16 protein-coding genes, 1 pseudogene and 1 other annotated feature are annotated in these 20,353 nt (G+C 62.6%); of the genes and pseudogenes, 9 read left to right on the top strand and 8 right to left on the bottom strand.

Annotation, left to right across the window (positions count from 1 at the left end):
- Window positions 1–2 precede the first annotated feature (2 nt).
- From ACMUJL_RS07310 to ACMUJL_RS07300, 3 genes are read right to left on the bottom strand one after another with little or no spacing between them, the layout of a single operon-like run.
- Window positions 3–1,487: a TRAP transporter permease gene (locus ACMUJL_RS07310; RefSeq protein ID WP_416914209.1), complete on the bottom strand. Its 1,485-nt coding sequence runs from the start codon at window positions 1,485–1,487 to the stop codon at window positions 3–5.
- A 58-nt stretch (window positions 1,488–1,545) separates the two neighbouring features.
- Window positions 1,546–2,043: a DUF1850 domain-containing protein gene (locus tag ACMUJL_RS07305; protein WP_375569309.1), complete on the bottom strand. Its 498-nt coding sequence runs from the start codon at window positions 2,041–2,043 to the stop codon at window positions 1,546–1,548.
- Entirely contained in the window at window positions 2,040–2,996 is a 957-nt protein-coding gene (locus ACMUJL_RS07300) for a TAXI family TRAP transporter solute-binding subunit (protein ID WP_068287319.1), read from the bottom strand. Before ACMUJL_RS07300 ends, ACMUJL_RS07305 begins: the two co-directional genes overlap by 4 nt.
- A 483-nt stretch (window positions 2,997–3,479) precedes the next feature.
- Here ACMUJL_RS07300 and ACMUJL_RS07295 point away from each other — a divergent pair, with 483 nt between their 5' ends.
- Entirely contained in the window at window positions 3,480–4,565 is a 1,086-nt protein-coding gene (locus ACMUJL_RS07295; protein ID WP_375569312.1) for a glycosyltransferase, read from the top strand.
- Between the two features lie 12 nt (window positions 4,566–4,577).
- On the opposite strand, the gene galE is transcribed toward ACMUJL_RS07295, so the two are convergent.
- Window positions 4,578–5,585 (bottom strand): UDP-glucose 4-epimerase GalE, encoded by a 1,008-nt coding sequence (gene galE / locus ACMUJL_RS07290; protein WP_375569314.1) that lies wholly within the window; start codon window positions 5,583–5,585, stop codon window positions 4,578–4,580.
- A gap of 565 nt (window positions 5,586–6,150) precedes the next feature.
- Between galE and ACMUJL_RS07285 the strand changes: the two genes are divergently transcribed.
- The gene (locus tag ACMUJL_RS07285) at window positions 6,151–6,411 is read left to right on the top strand and encodes a VPEID-CTERM sorting domain-containing protein (RefSeq protein ID WP_082896175.1); all 261 of its coding nucleotides are present in this window, start codon (window positions 6,151–6,153) and stop codon (window positions 6,409–6,411) included.
- A gap of 113 nt (window positions 6,412–6,524) precedes the next feature.
- On the opposite strand, the gene xrtE is transcribed toward ACMUJL_RS07285, so the two are convergent.
- The 4 genes and pseudogenes from xrtE to ACMUJL_RS07265 form a co-directional block, all read right to left on the bottom strand.
- Window positions 6,525–8,135, bottom strand: a complete 1,611-nt coding sequence (gene xrtE / locus ACMUJL_RS07280; RefSeq protein WP_068287324.1) for an exosortase E/protease, VPEID-CTERM system — start codon at window positions 8,133–8,135, stop codon at window positions 6,525–6,527.
- Between the two features lie 274 nt (window positions 8,136–8,409).
- Window positions 8,410–8,910, bottom strand: a complete 501-nt coding sequence (locus ACMUJL_RS07275) for a fasciclin domain-containing protein (RefSeq protein WP_068287326.1) — start codon at window positions 8,908–8,910, stop codon at window positions 8,410–8,412.
- A gap of 218 nt (window positions 8,911–9,128) precedes the next feature.
- A pseudogene (locus ACMUJL_RS07270) lies at window positions 9,129–10,442 on the bottom strand (D-amino acid dehydrogenase); the annotation flags it as partial.
- Window positions 10,443–10,670: 228 nt separating this feature from the next.
- Window positions 10,671–12,527 carry a sigma 54-interacting transcriptional regulator gene (locus ACMUJL_RS07265; RefSeq protein ID WP_375569319.1) on the bottom strand — a complete coding sequence of 619 codons (1,857 nt, stop codon included), beginning with the start codon at window positions 12,525–12,527 and terminating at the stop codon, window positions 10,671–10,673.
- Between the two features lie 207 nt (window positions 12,528–12,734).
- On the opposite strand from ACMUJL_RS07265, the gene ACMUJL_RS07260 reads away from it, so the two are divergent.
- From ACMUJL_RS07260 to ACMUJL_RS07230, 7 genes are all read left to right on the top strand, one after another.
- Window positions 12,735–14,111, top strand: a complete 1,377-nt coding sequence (locus ACMUJL_RS07260; protein ID WP_068287330.1) for a CmpA/NrtA family ABC transporter substrate-binding protein — start codon at window positions 12,735–12,737, stop codon at window positions 14,109–14,111.
- Between the two features lie 3 nt (window positions 14,112–14,114).
- Complete coding sequence (ntrB, locus tag ACMUJL_RS07255) at window positions 14,115–14,948, top strand: nitrate ABC transporter permease (protein ID WP_375569322.1); 834 nt, start codon at window positions 14,115–14,117, stop codon at window positions 14,946–14,948.
- Window positions 14,949–14,960: 12 nt separating this feature from the next.
- The gene (locus ACMUJL_RS07250; protein ID WP_375569324.1) at window positions 14,961–15,863 is read left to right on the top strand and encodes an ABC transporter ATP-binding protein; all 903 of its coding nucleotides are present in this window, start codon (window positions 14,961–14,963) and stop codon (window positions 15,861–15,863) included.
- A gap of 30 nt (window positions 15,864–15,893) precedes the next feature.
- Entirely contained in the window at window positions 15,894–16,364 is a 471-nt protein-coding gene (gene cynS / locus ACMUJL_RS07245; RefSeq protein WP_375569326.1) for a cyanase, read from the top strand.
- A gap of 174 nt (window positions 16,365–16,538) precedes the next feature.
- Window positions 16,539–16,597 (top strand) — a sequence feature (sul1 is cis-regulatory element that is thought to sense ions involved in sulfur or methionine metabolism; They are found in Alphaproteobacteria).
- A gap of 61 nt (window positions 16,598–16,658) precedes the next feature.
- Window positions 16,659–18,149, top strand: a complete 1,491-nt coding sequence (locus ACMUJL_RS07240) for a SulP family inorganic anion transporter (protein ID WP_375569328.1) — start codon at window positions 16,659–16,661, stop codon at window positions 18,147–18,149.
- A gap of 11 nt (window positions 18,150–18,160) precedes the next feature.
- Window positions 18,161–19,015, top strand: a complete 855-nt coding sequence (locus tag ACMUJL_RS07235; RefSeq protein ID WP_375569330.1) for a universal stress protein — start codon at window positions 18,161–18,163, stop codon at window positions 19,013–19,015.
- Window positions 19,016–19,103: 88 nt separating this feature from the next.
- Entirely contained in the window at window positions 19,104–20,336 is a 1,233-nt protein-coding gene (locus ACMUJL_RS07230; protein ID WP_375569332.1) for an MFS transporter, read from the top strand.
- The last annotated feature ends 17 nt before the right edge of the window (window positions 20,337–20,353 follow it).

The following is a 20,353-nucleotide window of genomic DNA, read 5'->3' as shown; positions in this document are numbered from 1 at the left end:
GATCAGCGCCAGCGCAAGGTTCCCCCCGAGAGCGAGATCATCATCGACGAGAACTTGAGCCCCAGACCGGTCAGGCCCACAACGCCCACGATGATGCCGGCCACGGCACAGGCCACGCTGACCGCGACCGCGTTGCGCGCGCCCAGTTCCAGGGCCTGTCCGATAAGGCGGATCCCGCTCCAGAGGGCCTCGCGCAGCCGTTCCCCGGTCAGGGGCTTGCCGGCTTTCGGGTCAAGGAACATCAGGGTAAAGCCTGAGCGCAGCGCCGTGACCGCGATGACCGAGATGATCGCCCAGAAGCCCACGCGCGTCGGCGAGATGTTGTTGACCAGCAGCCAGATCAAAACCAGCAGAGGCACGATGAACTGCCAGCCTGCGGCCAGCACATGCCGCACCACGGGCAATTCTGCTGCCGACATGCCGGTCATGCCTGCCTTCATCGCCACCAGATGCACGAACAGGTAGACCGTGCCCAGGTAAAGGATGGCCGGGAAGATCGACACCATCACGATGTCGATATAGGGCACATTGGTATATTCCGAAATCAGGAAGGCGCCTGCGCCCATCAGCGGCGGGGTGATCTGCCCGCCGGTCGAGGCGGCGGCCTCGATCCCGCCGGCTTCCTTCGGTTTGTAGCCCAGCTTTTTCATCAGCGGGATGGTGAAAGCCCCGGTCGTCACCACGTTGGCGATAGCCGACCCCGAGATGGACCCCATCCCGGCCGAGGCGATGACCGCCGCCTTGGCAGGTCCGCCAGGTTTGCGCCCGGTCGCGGCGAATGCCAGGTCGATGAAGAACTTGCCCGCACCGGTCACCTCGAGGAAGGCGCCGAACAGGACGAACATGAAGACATAGGTCGCGGCCACGCCCAGCGGCAGGCCAAAGATGCCTTCCTGCCCGAGGTAGAGTTGCCCCACCAGGCGATCCACGCTGGCGCCGCGATGCGACAGGATGCCGGGCATCCATTCGCCCAGCCAGGGCAAGGCGCCGCGCGGGCCTGCCAGCGCGTAGGCAATGGCAATCAGCCCGATGACGGTCATGCCAAGCCCGACAACCCGGCGGCTGGCCTCAAGCACGGCCACGGTGGCGATGATCCCCATGATGATGTCGGTCTGGGTCCACCACCCCGCACGGTCGATGATATCGTCAAGGAAATAGAAGATGTAGAAGCCGCTCAGGAAAGCCGCTGTCAGAAATGCCGCATCGATGATCCAGCCGATCGTGCCGCGCGGTTTGGTCGGGCCGGTGACGGGAAAGACCAAGAAGGCCAGGAACAGCACGAAACCCAGATGCGCCGAGCGTTGATAGAACAGGCCAAGCGGTTCGATCCCGGCCGTGTACATCTGGAACAGCGACATGGCGATCGCGGTCAGCGTGATGATCCACAGGATCGGACGCGGCTGAACGAGATCCGACAATTGCGCTGCCGGCGTCACGTCGGCCTGCGGCGATGTCACTGCGGTTTGATCGGCTTTCGGGTCTGTCATGGTGTGGTCCTGTCGGTACACGGGGCTTTTCATGCTGTCAGCCCGCGGGGTTGGCGTGTCAGGGCGTCCGCGACATCAGTCGCAGGTTGACGCGGGCACCGGCCGCCAGTGCGCTCAGGTTCAGGCGTTGTCCTGATCCGGTCAGCACATGCCCGACACGGGGCGCGCCGACGCGCAGCGGCAGGGCATTGCCGGGGATCGCCTCGTCGATGCCATCGATCCAGTAGCCGCCCCCCTCTGCGGATCGCAGGGTGCCGCGTCCGGGGACCTCGCCCAGACCGGCCGCGAAATCATGCAGATAGGTACGTGTCAGCATCAAGATGCCATCCCTGTTCTCGAAACAGTCGGATACGGGGCCGCCTGTCACGGAATGGGACCATGACAGGCAGATTTCCTGACCCGCTTCGAAGCGCAGTAGCCCGATCACAAGCCCTTGGCGGCTTTCGACGACAAGACGCGGTTCAGCCCCCAGCGGGGCAGCCCAGATCAGGCTTACGCAGGCGGAAAACGCAAGAAGGGCGGCTCTGCCGAGCCGCCCCGCCCATGCGCGCCTCACTGGCGCTGATGGTCCTGCACCGCGGCACCGATTTCTTCCAGATAGCGAAGTGCGCCGGGGTGGAAGGGGATCGGCGTCGACGCGACCGAGAAGTCGATGGTGGTGTCGTTGGCCGCCGGATGGATCGCGATCAGCTCGGCCACGTTTTCATACATGGCTTTGGTGATGTTGTAGGCCAGTTCCTCGTCCATGTCGGCATGCACGACCAGAACGTTCGGGGTCGAGATGGTCGTGACCTCTGCGGCCACGCCGTCATAGAGGCCAGCGCGCAGCGTGTAGGGGGCGAAGGTCGGCTCGGCCGCGCGGGCCTTCGCGACCTCGTCCGCCGTCAGCGAGACGATGCTGATCTCGCGGGTGGCGGCCAGGTTCATGATCGACGAGGTGGGGGGACCCACGCTCCAGAAACCGGCAACGATGTCGCCGTCACGGATCGCGTCTGCGGTTTCGTTGAAGTTCAGGCGCTGGGGGTCGAAATCCTCGTAGGTGATTCCGTTCGCCGCCAGAATGGTCTGTGCGCTCAGTTCGGTGCCCGAACCGGGTGCGCCGACCGACACGCGCTTGCCGCGCAGGTCTTCAAGGCTGGTGATGCCGCTGTCGGCCAGGGTCACGATCTGTACCGCGTTCGGATAGATCGAGGCCAGCGCGCGGGCTTCGGGGATCGCCTTGCCCTCGAACTTGCCGGTGCCGGTGTAGGCCTGATAGACCGCGTCGGCCAGAGCCAGGGCCAGATCGCTTTCGCCGCGCTGGATCAGGGCCATGTTCTCGACCGATGCGCCAGTCACTTCGACACTGGCCGTGTAGCCTTCGACATGCTTGCCGATCACTTCGGCCAGGCCGCCGCCATAAGGGTAATAGACCCCGCCGGTTCCGCCGGTTGCAATCGAAAGCTCTTCGGCCTGGGCGGCGGTACCCAGCGCGAGGGCTGCGGTTGCCGCAATAAGCAGATGTTTCATTGTTACTCTCTCCCGGTAATGTTGTCGCGTTTGTCGCGAACTTTGGTGCAGGGAAAAAACACGTTGAGGCGCGGCAGGTCAACCAAGATCGGTTGCAGACCCGCATCACCCGTGACGTATGCGATGCAAAGAATGTCTTTTCGATATCCCGGCCATCATCATCCCGAGGGACTTGGGACGACATGCACCATCGTTGCGGGCCGTCTGTGCCGCGCCCGTGCGACGTGATCCGCAAGCGGGCGGCGGGCGGCGCCGACACGCCGATAGAGCAGCCTGAAAGTGCTGCTGCGGATGCCCGAGGCGTCGTCCCGTCGCGTGGAAAATCGGCATGAACCACGAAAAGTCTCGCGTTATCATGGGCTTTCGTGTAGCAAGACTTATCCCATTCAGATTTCCGTAGAAAACGCGACCCAGTCTTACTTCAGCCATTTTTTTGGAAAACACCTTTACATATGCTTCTGATGCTCAAGCAAGTGACCAAATATGACCCCTGATACGACTACAGAGGCCGCGACTTCAGCGGCCCCGGTGCTCGGTTGGAGCCTTGCCATATGCACCTACAACCGCCTGCACTTTCTGGTGGAGACGCTGGCGCATGCCGTCGTGCAAACCCGCCTTCCCGCCGAAGTGGTGATCGTGGACGCGTCGGATGATTGGGACATGCATCGCGCCGAGGTGCAGAGCCGCTTCGCGGATCACTGGACGGACATTCGGCTGATCTATGTCCCCGCCGATGTGCGTTCGCTGACATTTCAGCGCAATCAGGCGATGCGGCTTGCCACGTCTGATATCGTGTTTTCGATTGACGATGACATCTACCTTTTTCCGGACGCGGCAGAGCGGATCATGCAGATCTACGAGGCCGATATCGGGTCTGAGGTTGCGATGGTCGCGGGCCATTTCACACCGCATGCTCCGGGCGAGGACACTGCGCCATCCGCCACCGACCTTGCCGCGCCGGCCCAGGGGCTGAAGAGCCGCTTTCTGACCTGGCTTGAAGATCAACTCAGCCTCGACAACCATTTCGTGCCCTATGATGCAAAGGTCGACAAGGGGCCCTTGCCGCCCGCGATAGAGGCGGCAGGCGGTAGCGCGAACGGCCTGATCAATGGCGGACGCACGACAGCGCGTCGTGAATGGGCGGTGCAGAACGGCTGGTCGGAAATCCTGCGATACTACTCTACCCACGAGGACGGAGATTTTTCCTACCGCATGTCACAACGCGGGCGCCTGGTTCATGCAACGCAAGCAGGCTTCTTCCACGCTGACGGCAATGACAGCACGGCCAGCCGGTTCCGGATCAATACCATCCGGGTGCGCAACCTCATGGCGCTGCACGCGATCCACAGTCAGGCGCGGGCGCGCTCGGCCATCCGTCTGGCGCGCTCCTTCCTGAAATTCGCCCTGCTTTATGCCGCGATCGACCCGCTGCGGAAGCGCTACAGCTTTCCCACGGTGCGCGCCTATCTGCTGGGCGTTCTGCAGATCCCCGTTTTCCTGTTCTGGCCGTTCCGGGATTTCACGGCCTGGTATACGGACCTTCAGGAAAAGATGTACGGCAACCGATAGCGCCCCGCCGGATCAACGGGCCCCGTTCTGGATCCAGTTCCAGCTTGAAGCGCACATGTCCTCAAGGTCGCGTGTCGCCTCGAAGCCCAGCAGCGCGCGCGCCTTCGACGGATCGGCGTAGGACGCCGCCGGATCGCCGGGGCGGCGCGGCGCGATGCGGAAGGGCAGGGCCCGTCCGCAGACCCTTGAATAGGCCGTGATCAGCTCCAGCACCGAATAGCCCCGCCCGGTGCCAAGGTTCACCACATGGCCCGTGCCATCGCGGAAGAGCGCATCAAGCGACAGGACATGACCCTGCGCCAGGTCGGAGACATGGATGAAATCGCGCACGCCCGATCCATCGGGCGTCGGGTAATCGTCACCGAAAACGGCGATCTCGGGCAATTCGCCCGCGGCGACCTTGGCCACATAGGGCATCAGGTTGTTGGGCCTGTCGGTCGGGTCCTCGCCGATCAGGCCGGAAGGATGGGCCCCCACGGGGTTGAAATACCGCAAGACCCCCACCGACCAGCGCGGGTCCGATGCGATTGTCTGTTCGATCATCTGCTCGCCGACCAGCTTGGTGTAGCCGTAGGGGTTTGCATGGCTGCGCGGTGCTGTCTCGGGGATGGGCAGGACCTCGGGCACGCCATAGACCGCGGCAGAAGACGAAAAGACCAGCGTGAAGACCCCGGCGGCGGCCATTGCCTGCATCAGGGTGACCAGTCCGCCGATGTTGCAATGGAAATAGTCCAGCGGTTTCTCGACGCTTTCGCCCACGGCCTTGAGCGCTGCAAAATGGATCACGGCGTCAAAGGCATGCGCGGCAAACAGGCGATCAAGCATCGGCCGGTCCAGCACATCGCCCTCGACCAGTGTCACCGGCAGGCCGGTGATCTGTTCAAGTGCGCCGGGCACGCGGCGCGACGCATTCGCGAAATTGTCCAGGATGACGACATCATATCCGGCCTCGACCAAGGCCACGAATGTGTGCGAGCCGATATAGCCCGCCCCGCCTGCCAGAAGGATACGTCTTGTCATGTCACCACTCCACTCGCGGGGCGCAGGCCCCAAGTCACGCATACGATAGTCCAAGGACCCCGGTCGGAATGCAATGTCCTGCAGCGTCTTGTCAAAATGATTTCAGGGCAACAGGCGCGCGCAGGGTGGTTTCAGAGCCTTGCATGGCCCAGGCTGTCCGTATTGCATGCGGCTTTCTGGCGGGGTGCCCGGGACGGTCCGTCAATACGCCATCTAAAGGTGTTTTTACCATATGGAGATTCGCCAAAGGCGCCGCGATCCATCCGTCTGGACTATCAGTTGTGGTCGATATCCGGCGAACCCTCCACAAATTGACAATATTTTGCACAAAATCGGGTCTACTGTTTCCAAAATAAGACCATAAAATATGGCAAAACGAAGGTTTTTCGTTGCCCAAACCAAGTTTTCAAAGGTATAGTCAACTTTGAATAGTATTTGTTCCGAGTGCGATGTTTCGAGCATGGCGGCATGCGCCGTCCTGGGGGAAAATTTTAGTTGAGGAACGAATAACGTGATTGGATCGAAAATCATCTCTACGTCTCTGGTTGCTGCTACAACCTTTGCAATGACCGCTTCGATGGCTCTGGCCATGGGTGGCCGCTCTGGCCGTCCCGATGGTGGGTCGTCTTCGGGTTACGGCGGATCGTCGTCGGGCTCCTTGTCCACTTCCGGCACCACGCCGCTTTCTGTCGGCGAAGGCGTGCCCGGTGGCGGCACCGTGACCAGCGTCCCGGAAATCGACGCATCCACCGGCCTGCTGGCGCTTGCAGCCGTTCTGGCCGTGGTTGCTTTCGTGTGGGAACGCAACCGCCGTCTGCGCGCCTGAGCCAAGGCGACTGCGGAATGATAAAGGGGCGTGGGGATCATATCCCCGCGCCCTTTTTCTTTGCGCGCTGCCTTTTGGCGTGATCAGGCCCGGGGCCGGAGTGCCTGCAGCGTTCAGATCAGTGCGAAATCGAACTGCGCCAGCGCCCAGAGGGCGACCACCAGATTGGCGGCCAGATGCGACTGTACCGCATCGCCGACCTTGCCCCGCCGCAGCATGACCAATGCAAAGACAAGTCCGGCCAGGCCAGCCGCGACCCAGCGCCCATGCAGTGCCGCGAACAGCAGCGATGAGACCGCAATGGCCAGAATGCGCAGCGCCAGCCCGCCCCTGTCGATGCGTTGCAGCACGTAGCCGCGAAAGAACATCTCTTCGATCAGAGGGACCAGAAGGACCGTTCCCGTCAGTCGGGCGATCACCCAGATCGTCAGCAGAAGCGGGCTTAGCCCGTCAAGCGCGTCCGTCAGCGCACCGCTTTCCCCCGATGTATCGGCCAGCAAGACCCAGGCCAGACCCACAAGCGCCCCCGCGCTGAGGCCCACCAGGTCCAGTTGCCAGCTCAGGGCGCGCAACTGGTCGCGGAAATACCATGCAGCCCCCGCCAGCGAGATGGCGACCAGTGGATAACCCAATGCGGGATGCGGAAACAGCGCCTGCGCAATGACGCTGGACAGCATGAACACGACGAATGGCAGGATCTGCGCGGCCACCGGATCGCCCTGCAGCGGTGCGGCCCGGTCCAGCAGCGTGGGATCGCGATGCAGCCAGCGGACCTTTTGCAGCCCGTAGACGATGCCCAGAGCCAGAAGAGTGAAGAACAACCAGCCCGCGTAGCTGTGAAACCCGTTCACGGCCAGTTCTGGCGAAATCCGCGCGCCGATCAGCACAAGGACGGCGATCCGCACGATATTCAGCAGCAGGCTGAGCATGATGGCCACGGGCAGCACCACAAGCCAGTAATGCGGAAAGCGGATATCCTTGCGGAACATGAGCGCATAGAGGCAGACAAAGGCGGTTACCAGCGCGACCCCCTCGATCCCCGAGCATTGACGCGCGATATGCACGGCGAAACTGTCGACGCCGATGATATAGGCCGCGGGATCGGCAAATGTCTGGCTGCTGAAGACCGACAGAAGCCAGTAAACTGCGGCGAAGGTCGCCGTTGTGATGGCCTGCCAATCCCACAGGGGCAGCAGTTCGTCTGCAAGATCAGGGACCAGTGCGGCAAGCATCAGGACGATCAATGGCATGAAGCGTTCGTTGCGCAGCATTTTCGCCCATGCCGCGCCCGGTGCGATCCACAAGGCCCCGCCAACCGAGGCCAGAGCCGCACCAGCCCCCCAGAACCATGACGCCCTGTGGAAGAACGCCACCAGCCCGTCCGGCCCGGCCAGCAGCAGCGGCAACCATAGCAGGACCAGGCCTGTCAGATGCACCCACATCCAAGCCCCGCCCGTTGCCGTTCCGGCGGATTGCACGAAATCGCGAAAGATCGCGGGGCGCGCCCAGACCAGCACGCCGAAGGCCGCAACCATCACCAGCGAGCGGGCGACCAGGCTTTGCAGGAACTGGCATGTCCGGAAATCTGCGGTTTCGCCGCAGTCGAAGGTGACGAAGAACTGATGTACCACGACAAGCGCGATCAACTCGACGATCATCACGGCACAGATGATTGCGCCGCGGTTGCGGAAGACGCCCGCCATCGGTCTTGATCGTTCTGACATCCGCTCTCCGTTTGTCGCTTTGACAGACCCGGCTTTACACAGAGGGCATTGGTTACTGGCCTGCCTGGGCAGGCGCGGGCAGGTCGGACCCAGACTTTTCGTTACCCATATTGTGCTGTCTTGAAAACCCCGGGGCGATCAAACACGGTATTGGATGTCCGAATATAACATAAACAACACGTAATGATTGTTTACTGAACTCTTTCAATCGAAGAAAAAACGAGGGGCAAGACTGGCCTGCCCCCCGCGTTCAAAGGATCCTGCGTATGCTGGATTATTTCGGCAAAAGCACGCTGTCGATGCGGTGGATCACGCCGTTCGCGCCGATGATGTCGGCCTGCGTGACATTGGCCTTGTTCACGCGCACACCGTTGGTGGCGTTGATGTGCACGGTCTGGCCCTGCACGGTTTCGACGTCCAGACGCTGACCGGCCAGCTGGTCCGAGGTCACGGCGCCAGGCACCACGTGATAGGTCAGGATCGCGACCAGTTTGTCCTTGTTTTCAGGCAGCAGCAGGCTTTCGACGGTACCGGCGGGCAGGGCGGCAAAGGCAGCGTTGGTCGGTGCGAATACGGTGAAGGGGCCATCACCCTTCAGGGTGTCGGCAAGGCCTGCCGCGCCGACAGCCGCGACGAGTGTGCTGAACTGGTCGTTGCTGGCCAGAATATCGACGACGTCGGGCTCGGACGCCATGGGGGCGCAGGCGGCAAGGGTGGCGGCAAAGGCCAGCGCTGCGCCGCCTTTGAGGATGGAGCGGCGGTTGGCTGATTTCATTGAAAAATTCATTGTCTTCTCCCAGATGATTAAACATCGTTGCGTTCAAACGATGTTAAACAAATACGGAAGTGCGATCACATCGGATCAAATTTGGTAACAATAACACCTTTAACGGGTAATTGAACTCCAGGGGTGTCCATTCCTTCCGCCTTCCACCGCGGCCTCGGCAGGGCGATGGCCGCAGTGCCGGGCCGCAGTGTTGCCCGTGCTGGCGATCACGCGGTTGCGGGCCGCATGCTGCCTTTCATGGCGCCACCTGCGCCTTTGCGGGCGTAGCGGTCAAAGCCCAGGTCGCTGCTGTCGATCTGCGTGGCGCGGCCAGACACGATATCCGCAAGGACCCGCCCGGAACCGGCTGCCATCGTCCAGCCCAGCGTGCCGTGGCCGGTGTTCATGAACAGGTTCGCCACAGATGTCTTGCCCACGACCGGCGTTCCATCGGGCGTCATCGGGCGCAGGCCGGTCCAGAATTGCGTCTGCCGCGTTTCGCCGGCACCGCCGAACAGATCCTCGACCGAATGCAGCAGCGTGCGCTTGCGCTTGTCATGCAGCGACAGGTCGAAGCCCGCCAGTTCCGCCATGCCGCCCACACGGATGCGATCGCCCAGCCGGGTGATCGCGATCTTGTGGGTTTCATCCATGACGGTCGATACGGGCGCGCGGGCTTCGTCGACGATGGGCATCGTGATCGAATAACCTTTGACCGGGTAGACGGGCAGGCGAAGGCCCAGCGGCGCGACCAGCTTGGGTGAATAGCTGCCAAGCGCCAGAACAAAGCCGTCGGCCGTCACATCGCCTTGCGAGGTGCTGACAGACAGGATGCGCCCGCCCTCCATGTTCAGCCGATCGATCGAGACGCCATGCCGGAAGGTCACGCCAAGTGCCGCGGCTTTCGCGGCCAGCCCTTGGGTAAACTTGAAGCAATCGCCGGTTTCGTCACCGGGCAGGCGCAGGCCACCTACGATCCGGTCGGCCGATCCGCGCAGGCCGGGTTCGGCGGCAAGGCAGCCGGCACGATCCAGGACTTCGAAGGCCACGCCGCCCTGGCGCAGAACCTCGATGTCCTTGGCGGCGGCATCCATCTGCTTCTGCGTGCGGAACAGCTGCAGCGTGCCTTGCTGGCGTTCGTCAAACTGCAGGCCGGTGTCGGCGCGCAGATCGGTCAGGCAATCGCGGGAATATTCGGCAAGCCGCACCATGCGCGCCTTGTTCACCGCATAGGCGGCACTGGTGCAATTGCCCAGCATCTGCGCCATCCAGCGCAGCTTGGTCAGGTCCATCTTCGGCTGGATGATCAGGGGGGCATGTTCCATGAACATCCATTTCAGCGCCTTGAGCGGGATGCCGGGTGCGGCCCAGGGTGAGGAATAGCCGGGGCTGATTTCACCGGCATTGGCGAATGAGGTTTCCAGCGCGGCGGCGGGCTGGCGGTCGATCACCGTCACCTCGTGACCGGCCTGCGCCAGATACCACGCAGATGTCACCCCGATGACGCCAGAGCCGAGAACCACGATTTTCATGCCATAACCCTTCCGGTGAAGCCGATGTCAGATTGCGCGGCATCATAGGCATCCGGCTGGAAATGTTCTGGCGATTGTCATGCCTCTGTAGTCAAAATTTCGAAGAAAACACGAGAGTGATGTAAGTATTCGAAATATTCTTCGACATATTCTGTATTGTCGCGAAGCAATGACGGCCAATGCCGGGAATCGCGGGCGATCTGCCTGCGCAAGGCTGCCGGACCGGCATTTGCGGCCTCAGGCGTAATCCTGCGGGGTGATGTTCATCGACCTGATGCGTGAATAGAGAGTCGTGGGTTGCACACCCAAAAGCGCAGCGGCGCCGTCCGTGCCCGAGACCTTGCCCTTGGTTTCGCGCAGGCAGGCGACCAGGTTGTCGCGGATCGTCTGCTGGATCTCGGCTTCGGTGCGGATGGCCTGCGGCGCGGGTGCGCGGGCGGGGGCGTCGTTGCCCAGTTCGACCATCAGCTTGCCGCCGGTCGACAGGATCGCCGCCCGTTCGATGACATTGCGCAATTCGCGCACATTGCCGGGCCAGCGATAGGCGCAGAGCCGCTCCATGGTGCGTTCGGTGATCACGGTGCGGGGGCGGTTCATCCGTTTGCAGGCGATATCCAGCAGGTGCACCGCCAGTTCGGGGATGTCTTCGGAGCGATCACGCAGGGGCGTGCAGGTGATCGGAAAGACGTTCAGCAACAGCCACAGGTCCTCGCGCATGCGCCCGGCAGCGACCTCGTGTTCAAGGTTCTTGGTGGTGGCGGCGATCACGCGGATATCGATCTGGCGCACACGTGTATCGCCCAGGCGCGACACCTCGCCGGCCTGCAGCGCGTGTAGCAACCGCCCTTGCTGTTCCAGCGGCAACTCAGAGACATCATCAAGAAACAAGGTGCCGCCATGGGCCAGTTCCAGCTTGCCGGGCTTGTCGCGCAATGCCCCCGGAAACGCCCCACGCATCTGCCCGAAAAGCTCGGCCTCTGTCGCGTCGGCGGTCACCGATCCGCATTTGAAGTGGATCAGCGGACGGCGACGGCGGGGGCTGTCGCTGTGAATGGCCGTGGCCACAAGCGCCTTGCCGGTTCCGGCCTCGCCCGTGATCAGAACGGTGGCGTCGGTCTGGGCGACCAGCCCGATCTTGGTGACAAGCTGGCGGATTGCGGGTGAGCGGCCGATGATGTCGTGATGCGCACGTTCGGATGTGATCGCCTCTTGCAGATAGGCGTTTTCCTGTTCCAGCCGGTCGCGCAGGGCGGCGACCTCTTCCATCGCCTCGCGCAGCTTGCGCTCGTTCTCCTTGCGCTCGGTGATGTCGCGAAAGATCACCACGGCCCCTGCCAGCACCTTCTGATCATAGATCGGGGTCGAGACATATTCGACGCGGATCGGCTTGCCGTCCTTGCGCCAGAACACTTCATCCTCGATCCGGGCGACCTGTTCAAAGCGGAAGGACTGGTAGATCGGGCAGTCGTGGGAATGATAGACCTCGCCGTCCAGGTGATGATGGTGGATCACCGAATGAATGTCCTGACCCAGCAGATCCTCTGCGGTCCAGCCCAGCATTTCCTGCGCGGCGCGGTTCAGGAACGTGGTCTTGCCATCGGCATTGACCCCGTAGATGCCTTCGCCCGCCGCGTTCAGGATCAACTGGTTCTGCCGTTCCAGCTCGGAAAAGAACCCCTGCGCGCGCCGCCATTCCAGCAGGCCCGAGCGGTGCAGCTCGGCCGCTTCCGCGATGCGGTCATGCCGCTCCATCTCGTCAAGGTCCAGAACGGTCAGCAACAGGAGTGAGGGGTTGTCTTCCAGCAGGCGGCCCCGGATCTCGCAGCGCAGGGGCGTGCCGCCCGCCGTGGCCAGGGTGATGTCGCGGCTCCAGGCTTCGCCGCGATGCGCGATTTCGTCCACGAAGACGATGAATTGCGGCAGCGTTGCGCCGACCAGTGGGGAAAAGGTGGTGTCCAGATCCTGCGGCAGGTCCAGCAATTCGCGGGCACGGCTGTTGGCGGCGACCGTGCGGTCCCCGGCCAGGTCAATCAGCAGCGCAGCCTCGGACAGGGCGTTGAGCAGGGAATCGGGAGGGGCGTGAAGATCCAGCATGACCCGATCTGGCGTGCTGCGCTGCGGCAGATCAATACGAAATATCGTAAATTACGAAAAATAGTAATACATGGCGTCGTCGAAATGCAGTTAAACCATTGTAAATAAATCATAAAGATTAATGCCTAAATTTTAGGCGTACCCCTTTCGAAACAGGCCGCTGCCATCCGATGATGGGGCAACGACACCTGACTGAGAGGATCTGACATGACGATGAAAAGCCTGGGCAACCCGTTCTCCGAAAAATCCGACCTGCGACATGGCGCGGCCTGCGGTTGCGAGACCTGCAAGACCGGACAGCACCAGCACGCAAGCGAGGTGATGTCCTCGGAAGCGATGATGGAGCGCGCCGTGGAAAGCGCGATCGTGCGGTCGGTCTTCGGTCACAGCGACATCGGGCGCCGTTCGTTCATGGGGATGCTGGGGGGTGGCACGGTCGCGGCGGCACTGGCTTCGGTCTTTCCGATCGACAAGGCCAAGGCCGCGATCCTCGACAATCTGGGCACGCCGGAAAAGACAGACCTGAACATCGGCTTCGTGCCGATCACCTGCGCCACGCCCATCATCATGGCGCAGCCCATGGGCTTTTACGAGCGTTACGGCCTCAATGCGAGTGTCATCAAGACAGCCGGTTGGGCCGTGGCCCGCGACAAATCTCTGTCGGGCGAATATGACGCCAGCCACATGCTGACGCCGATGCCCTTGGCGATGACGCTGGGTGCGGGTTCGGTCGCGCAGCCCTACATCATGCCCGCCGTGGAAAACATCAACGGCCAGGCCATCGTGCTGTCGAACCAGCACCTGGACAAACGCGATCCCAAGATGTGGAAGGGCATGACCTTCGGTGTGCCGTTCGAATATTCGATGCACAACTTCCTGCTGCGCTATTACGTGGCCGAATTCGGTCTGGACCCCGACAAGGACATCCAGATCCGCGTTGTGCCGCCGCCCGAGATGGTCGCCAACCTGCGTGCAGGCAACCTGGACGGTTACCTTTCGCCCGACCCGTTCAACCAGCGCGCGGTCTGGGAAGGCATCGGTTTCATCCACATGCTGACCAAGGAGATCTGGGACGGGCATCCCTGCTGCGCCTTTGCGGCACCCCTGTCCTTTGCCGAGCAACTGCCCAACACCTATGGCGCGCTGCTCAAGTCGATCATCGACGCCACGCAATACGCCTCGAACCCGGAAAACCGGAAAGAGATTTCGGCCGCGATCGCGCCCACCAACTACCTCAACCAGCCGGTCGAGGTGATCGAGCAGGTGCTGACAGGCATCTATGCCGATGGTCTGGGCGAGGTGAAGAACGTGCCGGACCGCATCGATTTCGACCCGTTCCCCTGGCATTCGATGGGGGTCTGGATCCTGACGCAGATGAAGCGCTGGGGCTATATCGAGAACGACATCGACTACAAGGCCGTGGCCGAACAGGTCTATCTGGCGGCCGATGCCAAGAAGGTCATGAACGATCTGGGCTATGCGGCACCCGACGTGACCTACAAATCCCACGTAATCATGGGCAAGACCTTCGATCCCGCACAGCCCGAAGCCTATGTCAAAAGCTTCGCGATCGGGAGGGGCTGATCAATGCCGTCCCTGTCACTGAACCAGCGCGCCCTGCTGCTGTCGGTGGTCATGCTTGTTGTCGGCCTCCTGGTATGGGAGGCCGCCATTCCCGCGCAGAAAGCGGTGGGCGAGTTGACCGAATACGAGCGTCTGACCGGCGGTGGCGCACCCAAGGCGGGCGTACCGCCCCCCAGCCAGGTGTTGGCAAAGGCCTGGGAAGAACTGTCCAACCCCTTCTATGACGCAGGTCCCAACGACAAGGGGATCGGCATCCAGATCGGATATTCCATCTACCGCGTTCTGTCGGGCTACCTGATGGCCGCCGTGGTTGCCATTCCGCTGGGGTTTCTGATCGGCATGTCGCCAGTTGCCTACAAGGCGCTGAACCCGTTCATCCAGGTGCTGCGTCCGATTTCGCCGCTGGCGTGGATGCCGCTGGCGCTGTTCATCATCCAGGACAGCGAGGCCAGCGCGATCTTCGTGATCTTCATCTGCTCGATCTGGCCCATGCTGATCAACACGGCCTTTGGTGTGGCCGGTGTCAGGCAGGACTGGGCCAATGTGGCCCGCACCCATGAACTGGGTCATCTCAAGACCGCCTTTACCGTGATCCTGCCCGCCGCCGCGCCCACCATCGTGACGGGGATGCGGATTTCCATCGGCATCGCGTGGCTGGTGATCGTTGCGGCAGAGATGCTCGTGGGTGGCACCGGGATTGGCTATTACGTCTGGAACGAGTGGAACAACCTTGATCTGACCTCGGTCATCTTCTCGATCCTGATGATCGGTGTCGTCGGCATGATGCTGGATGCGGCTTTCGCCTCGCTCCAGCGCGCCGTGGCCTATGCGGAATAAGGAGAGTTCCCCATGACAAAACCGTTTCTGTCGATCGAAAACCTGACCCAGACCTACCCGGACGGGCAGGGCGGCACGATGACCGTCTTCGAGAATGCGACCTTCGGGGTGGAGAAAGGCGAATTCGTCTGCATCCTGGGGCATTCCGGCTGCGGCAAGTCGACCATCATGAACATCCTTGCCGGTCTGGCCGAACCGACCAGCGGCGTGGTGGTGATGGACGGCCGCGAAGTGTCCGGCCCCAGCCTGGATCGTGGCGTGGTGTTCCAGAACTACTCTCTCCTGCCTTGGCTGAGCACGCTGAAGAATGTCAGCTTCGGGGTGGCGGCGCGCCATCCCGAATGGTCCAAGGCCGAGGTGCTGGAGCATTCGCGCAAGTACCTGGCCATGGTCGGGCTGGAGGGTGATGTGATCCATCGCAAGCCAAGCCAGTTGTCGGGCGGGATGCGCCAGCGCGTGTCGATTGCGCGGGCCTTTGCCAACCATCCCAAGCTGTTGCTGCTGGATGAACCCTTTGGTGCGCTGGATGCGCTGACGCGGGGCACAATCCAGGACGAGCTGCTGAAGATCTGGGGCGATTCCGGTCAGACGGTGTTCATGATCACCCATGACATCGACGAGGCGATCCTGCTGGCCGACCGTATCCTGCTGATGACCAACGGCCCCTTCGCCCGCGTCGCGGAATCCGTCGAGATCACGATCCCGCGCCCGCGCAACCGGACCGCCATCGTCGAGCATCCCAACTACTACGCGATCCGCAACCACCTGGTGCAGTTCCTGGGCAAGCGGTCCAAGGAACTGGCCGGACAGGCGTCCGATGGCGCAAGGCAAAGCCCTGAAACCGTGCGCATCGACCTGACCGATGCCGCTGATGAACCCACCCCCGAGCCTCGGCTTCGGGCCGTGAACACCTGACACTGACACATCGAATAACTGGAGGACGACATGAAGGACAATCTGGACATGCCCGCACTGATGACCAAGGAAGACGTGACCACGCTCATCCTGATCGCCAAGAAGAAATCCGGGATGAAGTGGGAAGAGATCGCATCGGGCATCGGCATGTCCCCGGTCTGGACCCATTCCGCCTGCATGGGCATGAACGCCATGCCCAAGGCCAAGGCCGAGGCGCTGGTCGCCCTGCTGGACCTGCCCGCCGAGGCCGCGTCCGTGCTTGAGGAATATCCCACCAAGATCTGGGATCAGGCCGTGCCGACCGATCCCTGCATCTACCGCCTCTATGAAATCGTGGGCGTGTACGGCCCCACCATGAAGGCGCTGATCCAGGAAGAATTCGGCGACGGCATCATGTCGGCCATCGATTTCGACATGAAGATCACGCGCGTCGCCAACCCCAAGGGCGACCGCGTCAAGGTCGAGATGTCGGGCAAGTTCCTGGGCTACAACAGCTGGTAATCGGCGGAAGGACTGGGGCGCCGGACCAGGTCGATGGGCCTGATCCGGCGCCTGTTCATTTGCAGGTTCCGCCCGTGTGCCGCGTTTGTGGGCACATCCCTTGTCGCGGGGGGATTTTCGGCGGGCATGCCTTGGCTTTCCGCCCGTCAGCGTTTAGGGGAAGGCCGACATGAACATGGACCCGGCCCACAGGTGCCGGGTGGCTCTTCCAGCCGCCGATCCGCTGGACAACGCTAAAAAAGGACCGCGCCGCGCCTTAGGGCATGGGTCAGACCGGGCGCGACGGCATGCTGAATGATATCATTGGACGCCTATCGCCGGCAGTGGACGGGCAATATTCGCGCTGACCTTCTGTCAGGGCTGGTCGTGGCACTGGCCCTCATCCCCGAGGCCATCGCCTTTTCGATCATCGCGGGCGTGGATCCCAAGATCGGTCTTTATGCAAGTTTTTCCATCGCGGTGATCACCGCGATCACCGGCGGGCGGCCCGGCATGATCTCGGCCGCGACGGCGGCAACGGCCGTTCTGATGGTCACGCTGGTGCGCGATTACGGGCTGGAATACCTTCTGGCGGCGACGGTGCTGGCCGGTCTGATCCAGATCGGGGCGGGGATCCTGAAACTGGGTTTCGTGATGCGCTACGTGTCGAAATCCGTGATGACGGGCTTCGTCAATGCGTTGGCGATCCTGATCTTCATGGCGCAACTGCCCGAACTTGATCCGCGCGCGGTGCCATGGATCACCTATCCGCTGGTCGCGGCAGGGCTTGCGATCATTTATCTTTTCCCGCTGCTGACCCGCGCGATCCCTTCACCGCTGGTGACGATCCTTGTGCTGACCGCACTGGTCTGGATGCTGGGCATGGATGTGCGCACCGTCGGTGACATGGGGGCCTTGCCCGACACGCTGCCGGTTTTCCTGATCCCGGACATTCCGCTGACGCTTGAGACACTGATGATCATCCTGCCCTATTCGATCGCGGTTGCGGTCGTGGGGCTTCTGGAAAGCCTGATGACCCAGAACATCGTGGACGATCTGACGGATACGAAATCCAGCCGTACCCAGGAATGCATCGGTCAGGGTCTGGCCAATACCGCGACCGGCTTCATCGGCGGGATGGCGGGCTGCGCCATGATCGGCCAGTCGATCATCAACGTCAAATCAGGCGGCCGGGGGCGGCTGTCGTCCTTCGTGGCCGGGGTATTCCTGCTGATCCTCGTGGTGGGGCTTGGCGATTTGGTCAGCATCATCCCGATGGCCGCACTGGTCGCGATCATGATCATGGTCTCTGTCGGGACATTCTCATGGTCATCGATCACGTCTCTGCGCACGCATCCGCGATCCTCATCGATCGTCATGGTCGCGACGGTCGTGACCGTGGTCTACACGCATAACCTGGCCATCGGTGTGCTGGTCGGCGTGCTGCTGTCGGGCATCTTCTTTGCCGGCAAGATCGCGCAGCTTTTCAAGGTCAGCTCGCGCATTTCGCGCGATGGAACCGAGCGCACCTATGTGGTCGAGGGGCAGCTGTTCTATGGTTCGGTCGAGGATTTCATGAACGCCTTCGATTTCCGCGAGGCGCTGGAGCGCGTCGTGATCGACGTCAGCCGCGCGCATATCTGGGATATTTCCAGCGTGCAGGCGCTGGACATGGCCGTGCTCAAGTTCCGCCGTGACGGGGCCGAGGTCGAGATCGTCGGCATGAACGAAGCCTCTGAAACCATCGTCGACAAGCTTGCCCTGCATGACAAGCCCGGTGCGATGGACAAGCTGATGGCGCATTGAGGGAGGCAAACATGACAGACAAGATCATCGCGCTGGTGGACGGCTCCATCTATTCCGAAAGCGTATGCGACCATGCGGCGTGGATCGCAGGCCGGACATCCGCGCCCGTGGAACTGATCCATGTGCTGGGGCGCCGCGAGGCCCCCGCGCAGAATGACCTGTCCGGTTCGATCAAACTGGGCGCCCGCACCGCGCTGCTGGAGGAGTTGGCCGCACTTGACGCGCAGCGTGCCAAACTGATCAGCCACCGCGGCCGCGCCATCCTGGACGATGCCCGTGCCATCGTGGAACGGGACGGGGTCAGCGATGTGTCTACCCGCCTGCGTCACGGCGACATCGTCGAGGCGGTCGCCGAGGTCGAAGGCGATGCCAGCGTCATCCTGATCGGCAAGCGCGGCGAGGCCGCGGATTTCGCCAGGGGTCATCTGGGCTCGAACCTTGAACGCATCGTTCGCGCCAGCCACAAACCGGTTTTCGTGGCCTCGCGCGCCTTCAGACCGATCCGCAAGGTGCTTGTGGCCTATGATGGCGGCAATTCGGCGATGAAGGCGGTGGATCACATCGCGCGCAGCCCTCTGTTCCAGGGGCTGGAGCTGCACGTGGTGACCGTGGGCGCCGCCACCGCCGGGGTGAAAAAGGGGCTCGAGGATGCCAAGGCCCTGTTGCGTGCCGCAGGCCTTGCGGCGGAGACGTCGATCCTGCCCGGACAGCCGGAAACCGGGCTTGGCAAACTGGTCGAAGAGGCACAGTTCGACATGCTGGTGATGGGTGCCTATGGACACAGCCGCATCCGCAGCCTGATCATCGGCTCGACCACCACCGCGATGATCCGCTCTTGCAAGGTGCCGATCATTCTGATGCGGTGACACAAGGGCCTGCTGGGCGCCCGCGCCGGTGCTGGCCCTCGTGTGGCTGTGCCCCCCTTGGGCTGGGGCGCTTTGAAAGGGCTGGCCTGTGACGTTCCTGGATTTCCTGCGCGAGAACGCCCGCTGGCTTGCGGCGGGCTTTCTGCTGACATTCGCATCGAGTTTCGGGCAGACCTTCTTCATCTCTGTTTTCGCCAGCGAGATACGGGGCGCTTTCGGGCTGAGCCACGGTGCCTGGGGCGCCGTCTATGCGGCCGCTACCATGGGGTCGGCGGCGGTCATGCTGCTGGCAGGAGGGCTGACGGATCGTTTCCGCGTGCGCCATATCGGGCTTGGTGTCCTGACGGGGCTGGCCTGCGCCGCCGTCGCGATGGCCCATGCCACCGAGGTCTGGATGCTGGTGATCGTGATCTTCCTGCTGCGGCTTTTCGGTCAGGGTCTGATGGGCCATACCGCGATGGTGGCCATGGCGCGCTGGTTCGTGGCGACACGCGGGCGCGCCGTATCCGTGGCGGGGTTGGGCGTGGCGCTGGGCGAGGCGCTCTTGCCGATCCTCTTCGCGGCAGCCCTGACCCTTGGTGACTGGCGCAACCTCTGGCTTGTCGCGGCCTGTGCCTTGCTGGCGCTGGTCCCGGTGCTTTGGGTGCTGTTGCGGCAGGAGCGCACGCCGCAATCCTTTGCCGCAGCCGCCGGGGCCACGGGGATCGGCGGGCGCATGTGGACCCGTAGCGATGTGCTGCGCCATCCGGTGTTCTGGCTGATGCTGCCGGCGCTGATGGGGCCAGCCGCCTGGAACACGGCCTTTTTCTTTCAGCAGGTCCATCTGGCCGAGGCCAAGGGCTGGGGGCATGTGACGCTGGTGGCCTTGTTTCCGCTGTTCACGGCGACAAGCGTCGGTTTCATGCTGCTGTCCGGCGGGCTGGTCGATCGCTTCGGCAGCACCCGTCTGGCCGGGGTCTATCTTTTGCCGCTCGCCCTGGGGTATCTGGGGTTCTGGCTGGCGGGCAGTGTCGCCGCGGGTGCGCTGTCCATCGTGTTGATGGGGGCGGGGGTGGGCATGCATGTCACCCTGATGGCGACCTTCTGGGCCGAGGCTTACGGCACCCGCCACCTGGGGGCGATCCGCGCGATGATGGCGGCAATCATGGTGTTGGGCACGGCGCTGGGCCCGGCGCTGACCGGCACGCTGATCGACATCGGTATCGACTTTCCGGCCCAAAGCATCGGGATCGCGCTTTATTTCGCAATCGCCTCCGGTCTCGCGGGTCTGGCCGGGCGACTGGCGCGGGACACCGCCAGTGTCCGGCTGCAGCAACCTTGACCTGAATCAAGGCGCTC

Source organism: Seohaeicola sp., from assembly GCF_048006315.1.
In the GTDB taxonomy this organism is placed as follows: Bacteria; Pseudomonadota; Alphaproteobacteria; order Rhodobacterales; family Rhodobacteraceae; genus Seohaeicola.
Note: the sequence above shows the minus strand (reverse complement) of the source record. Positions and strands in the feature narration are given on the sequence as shown.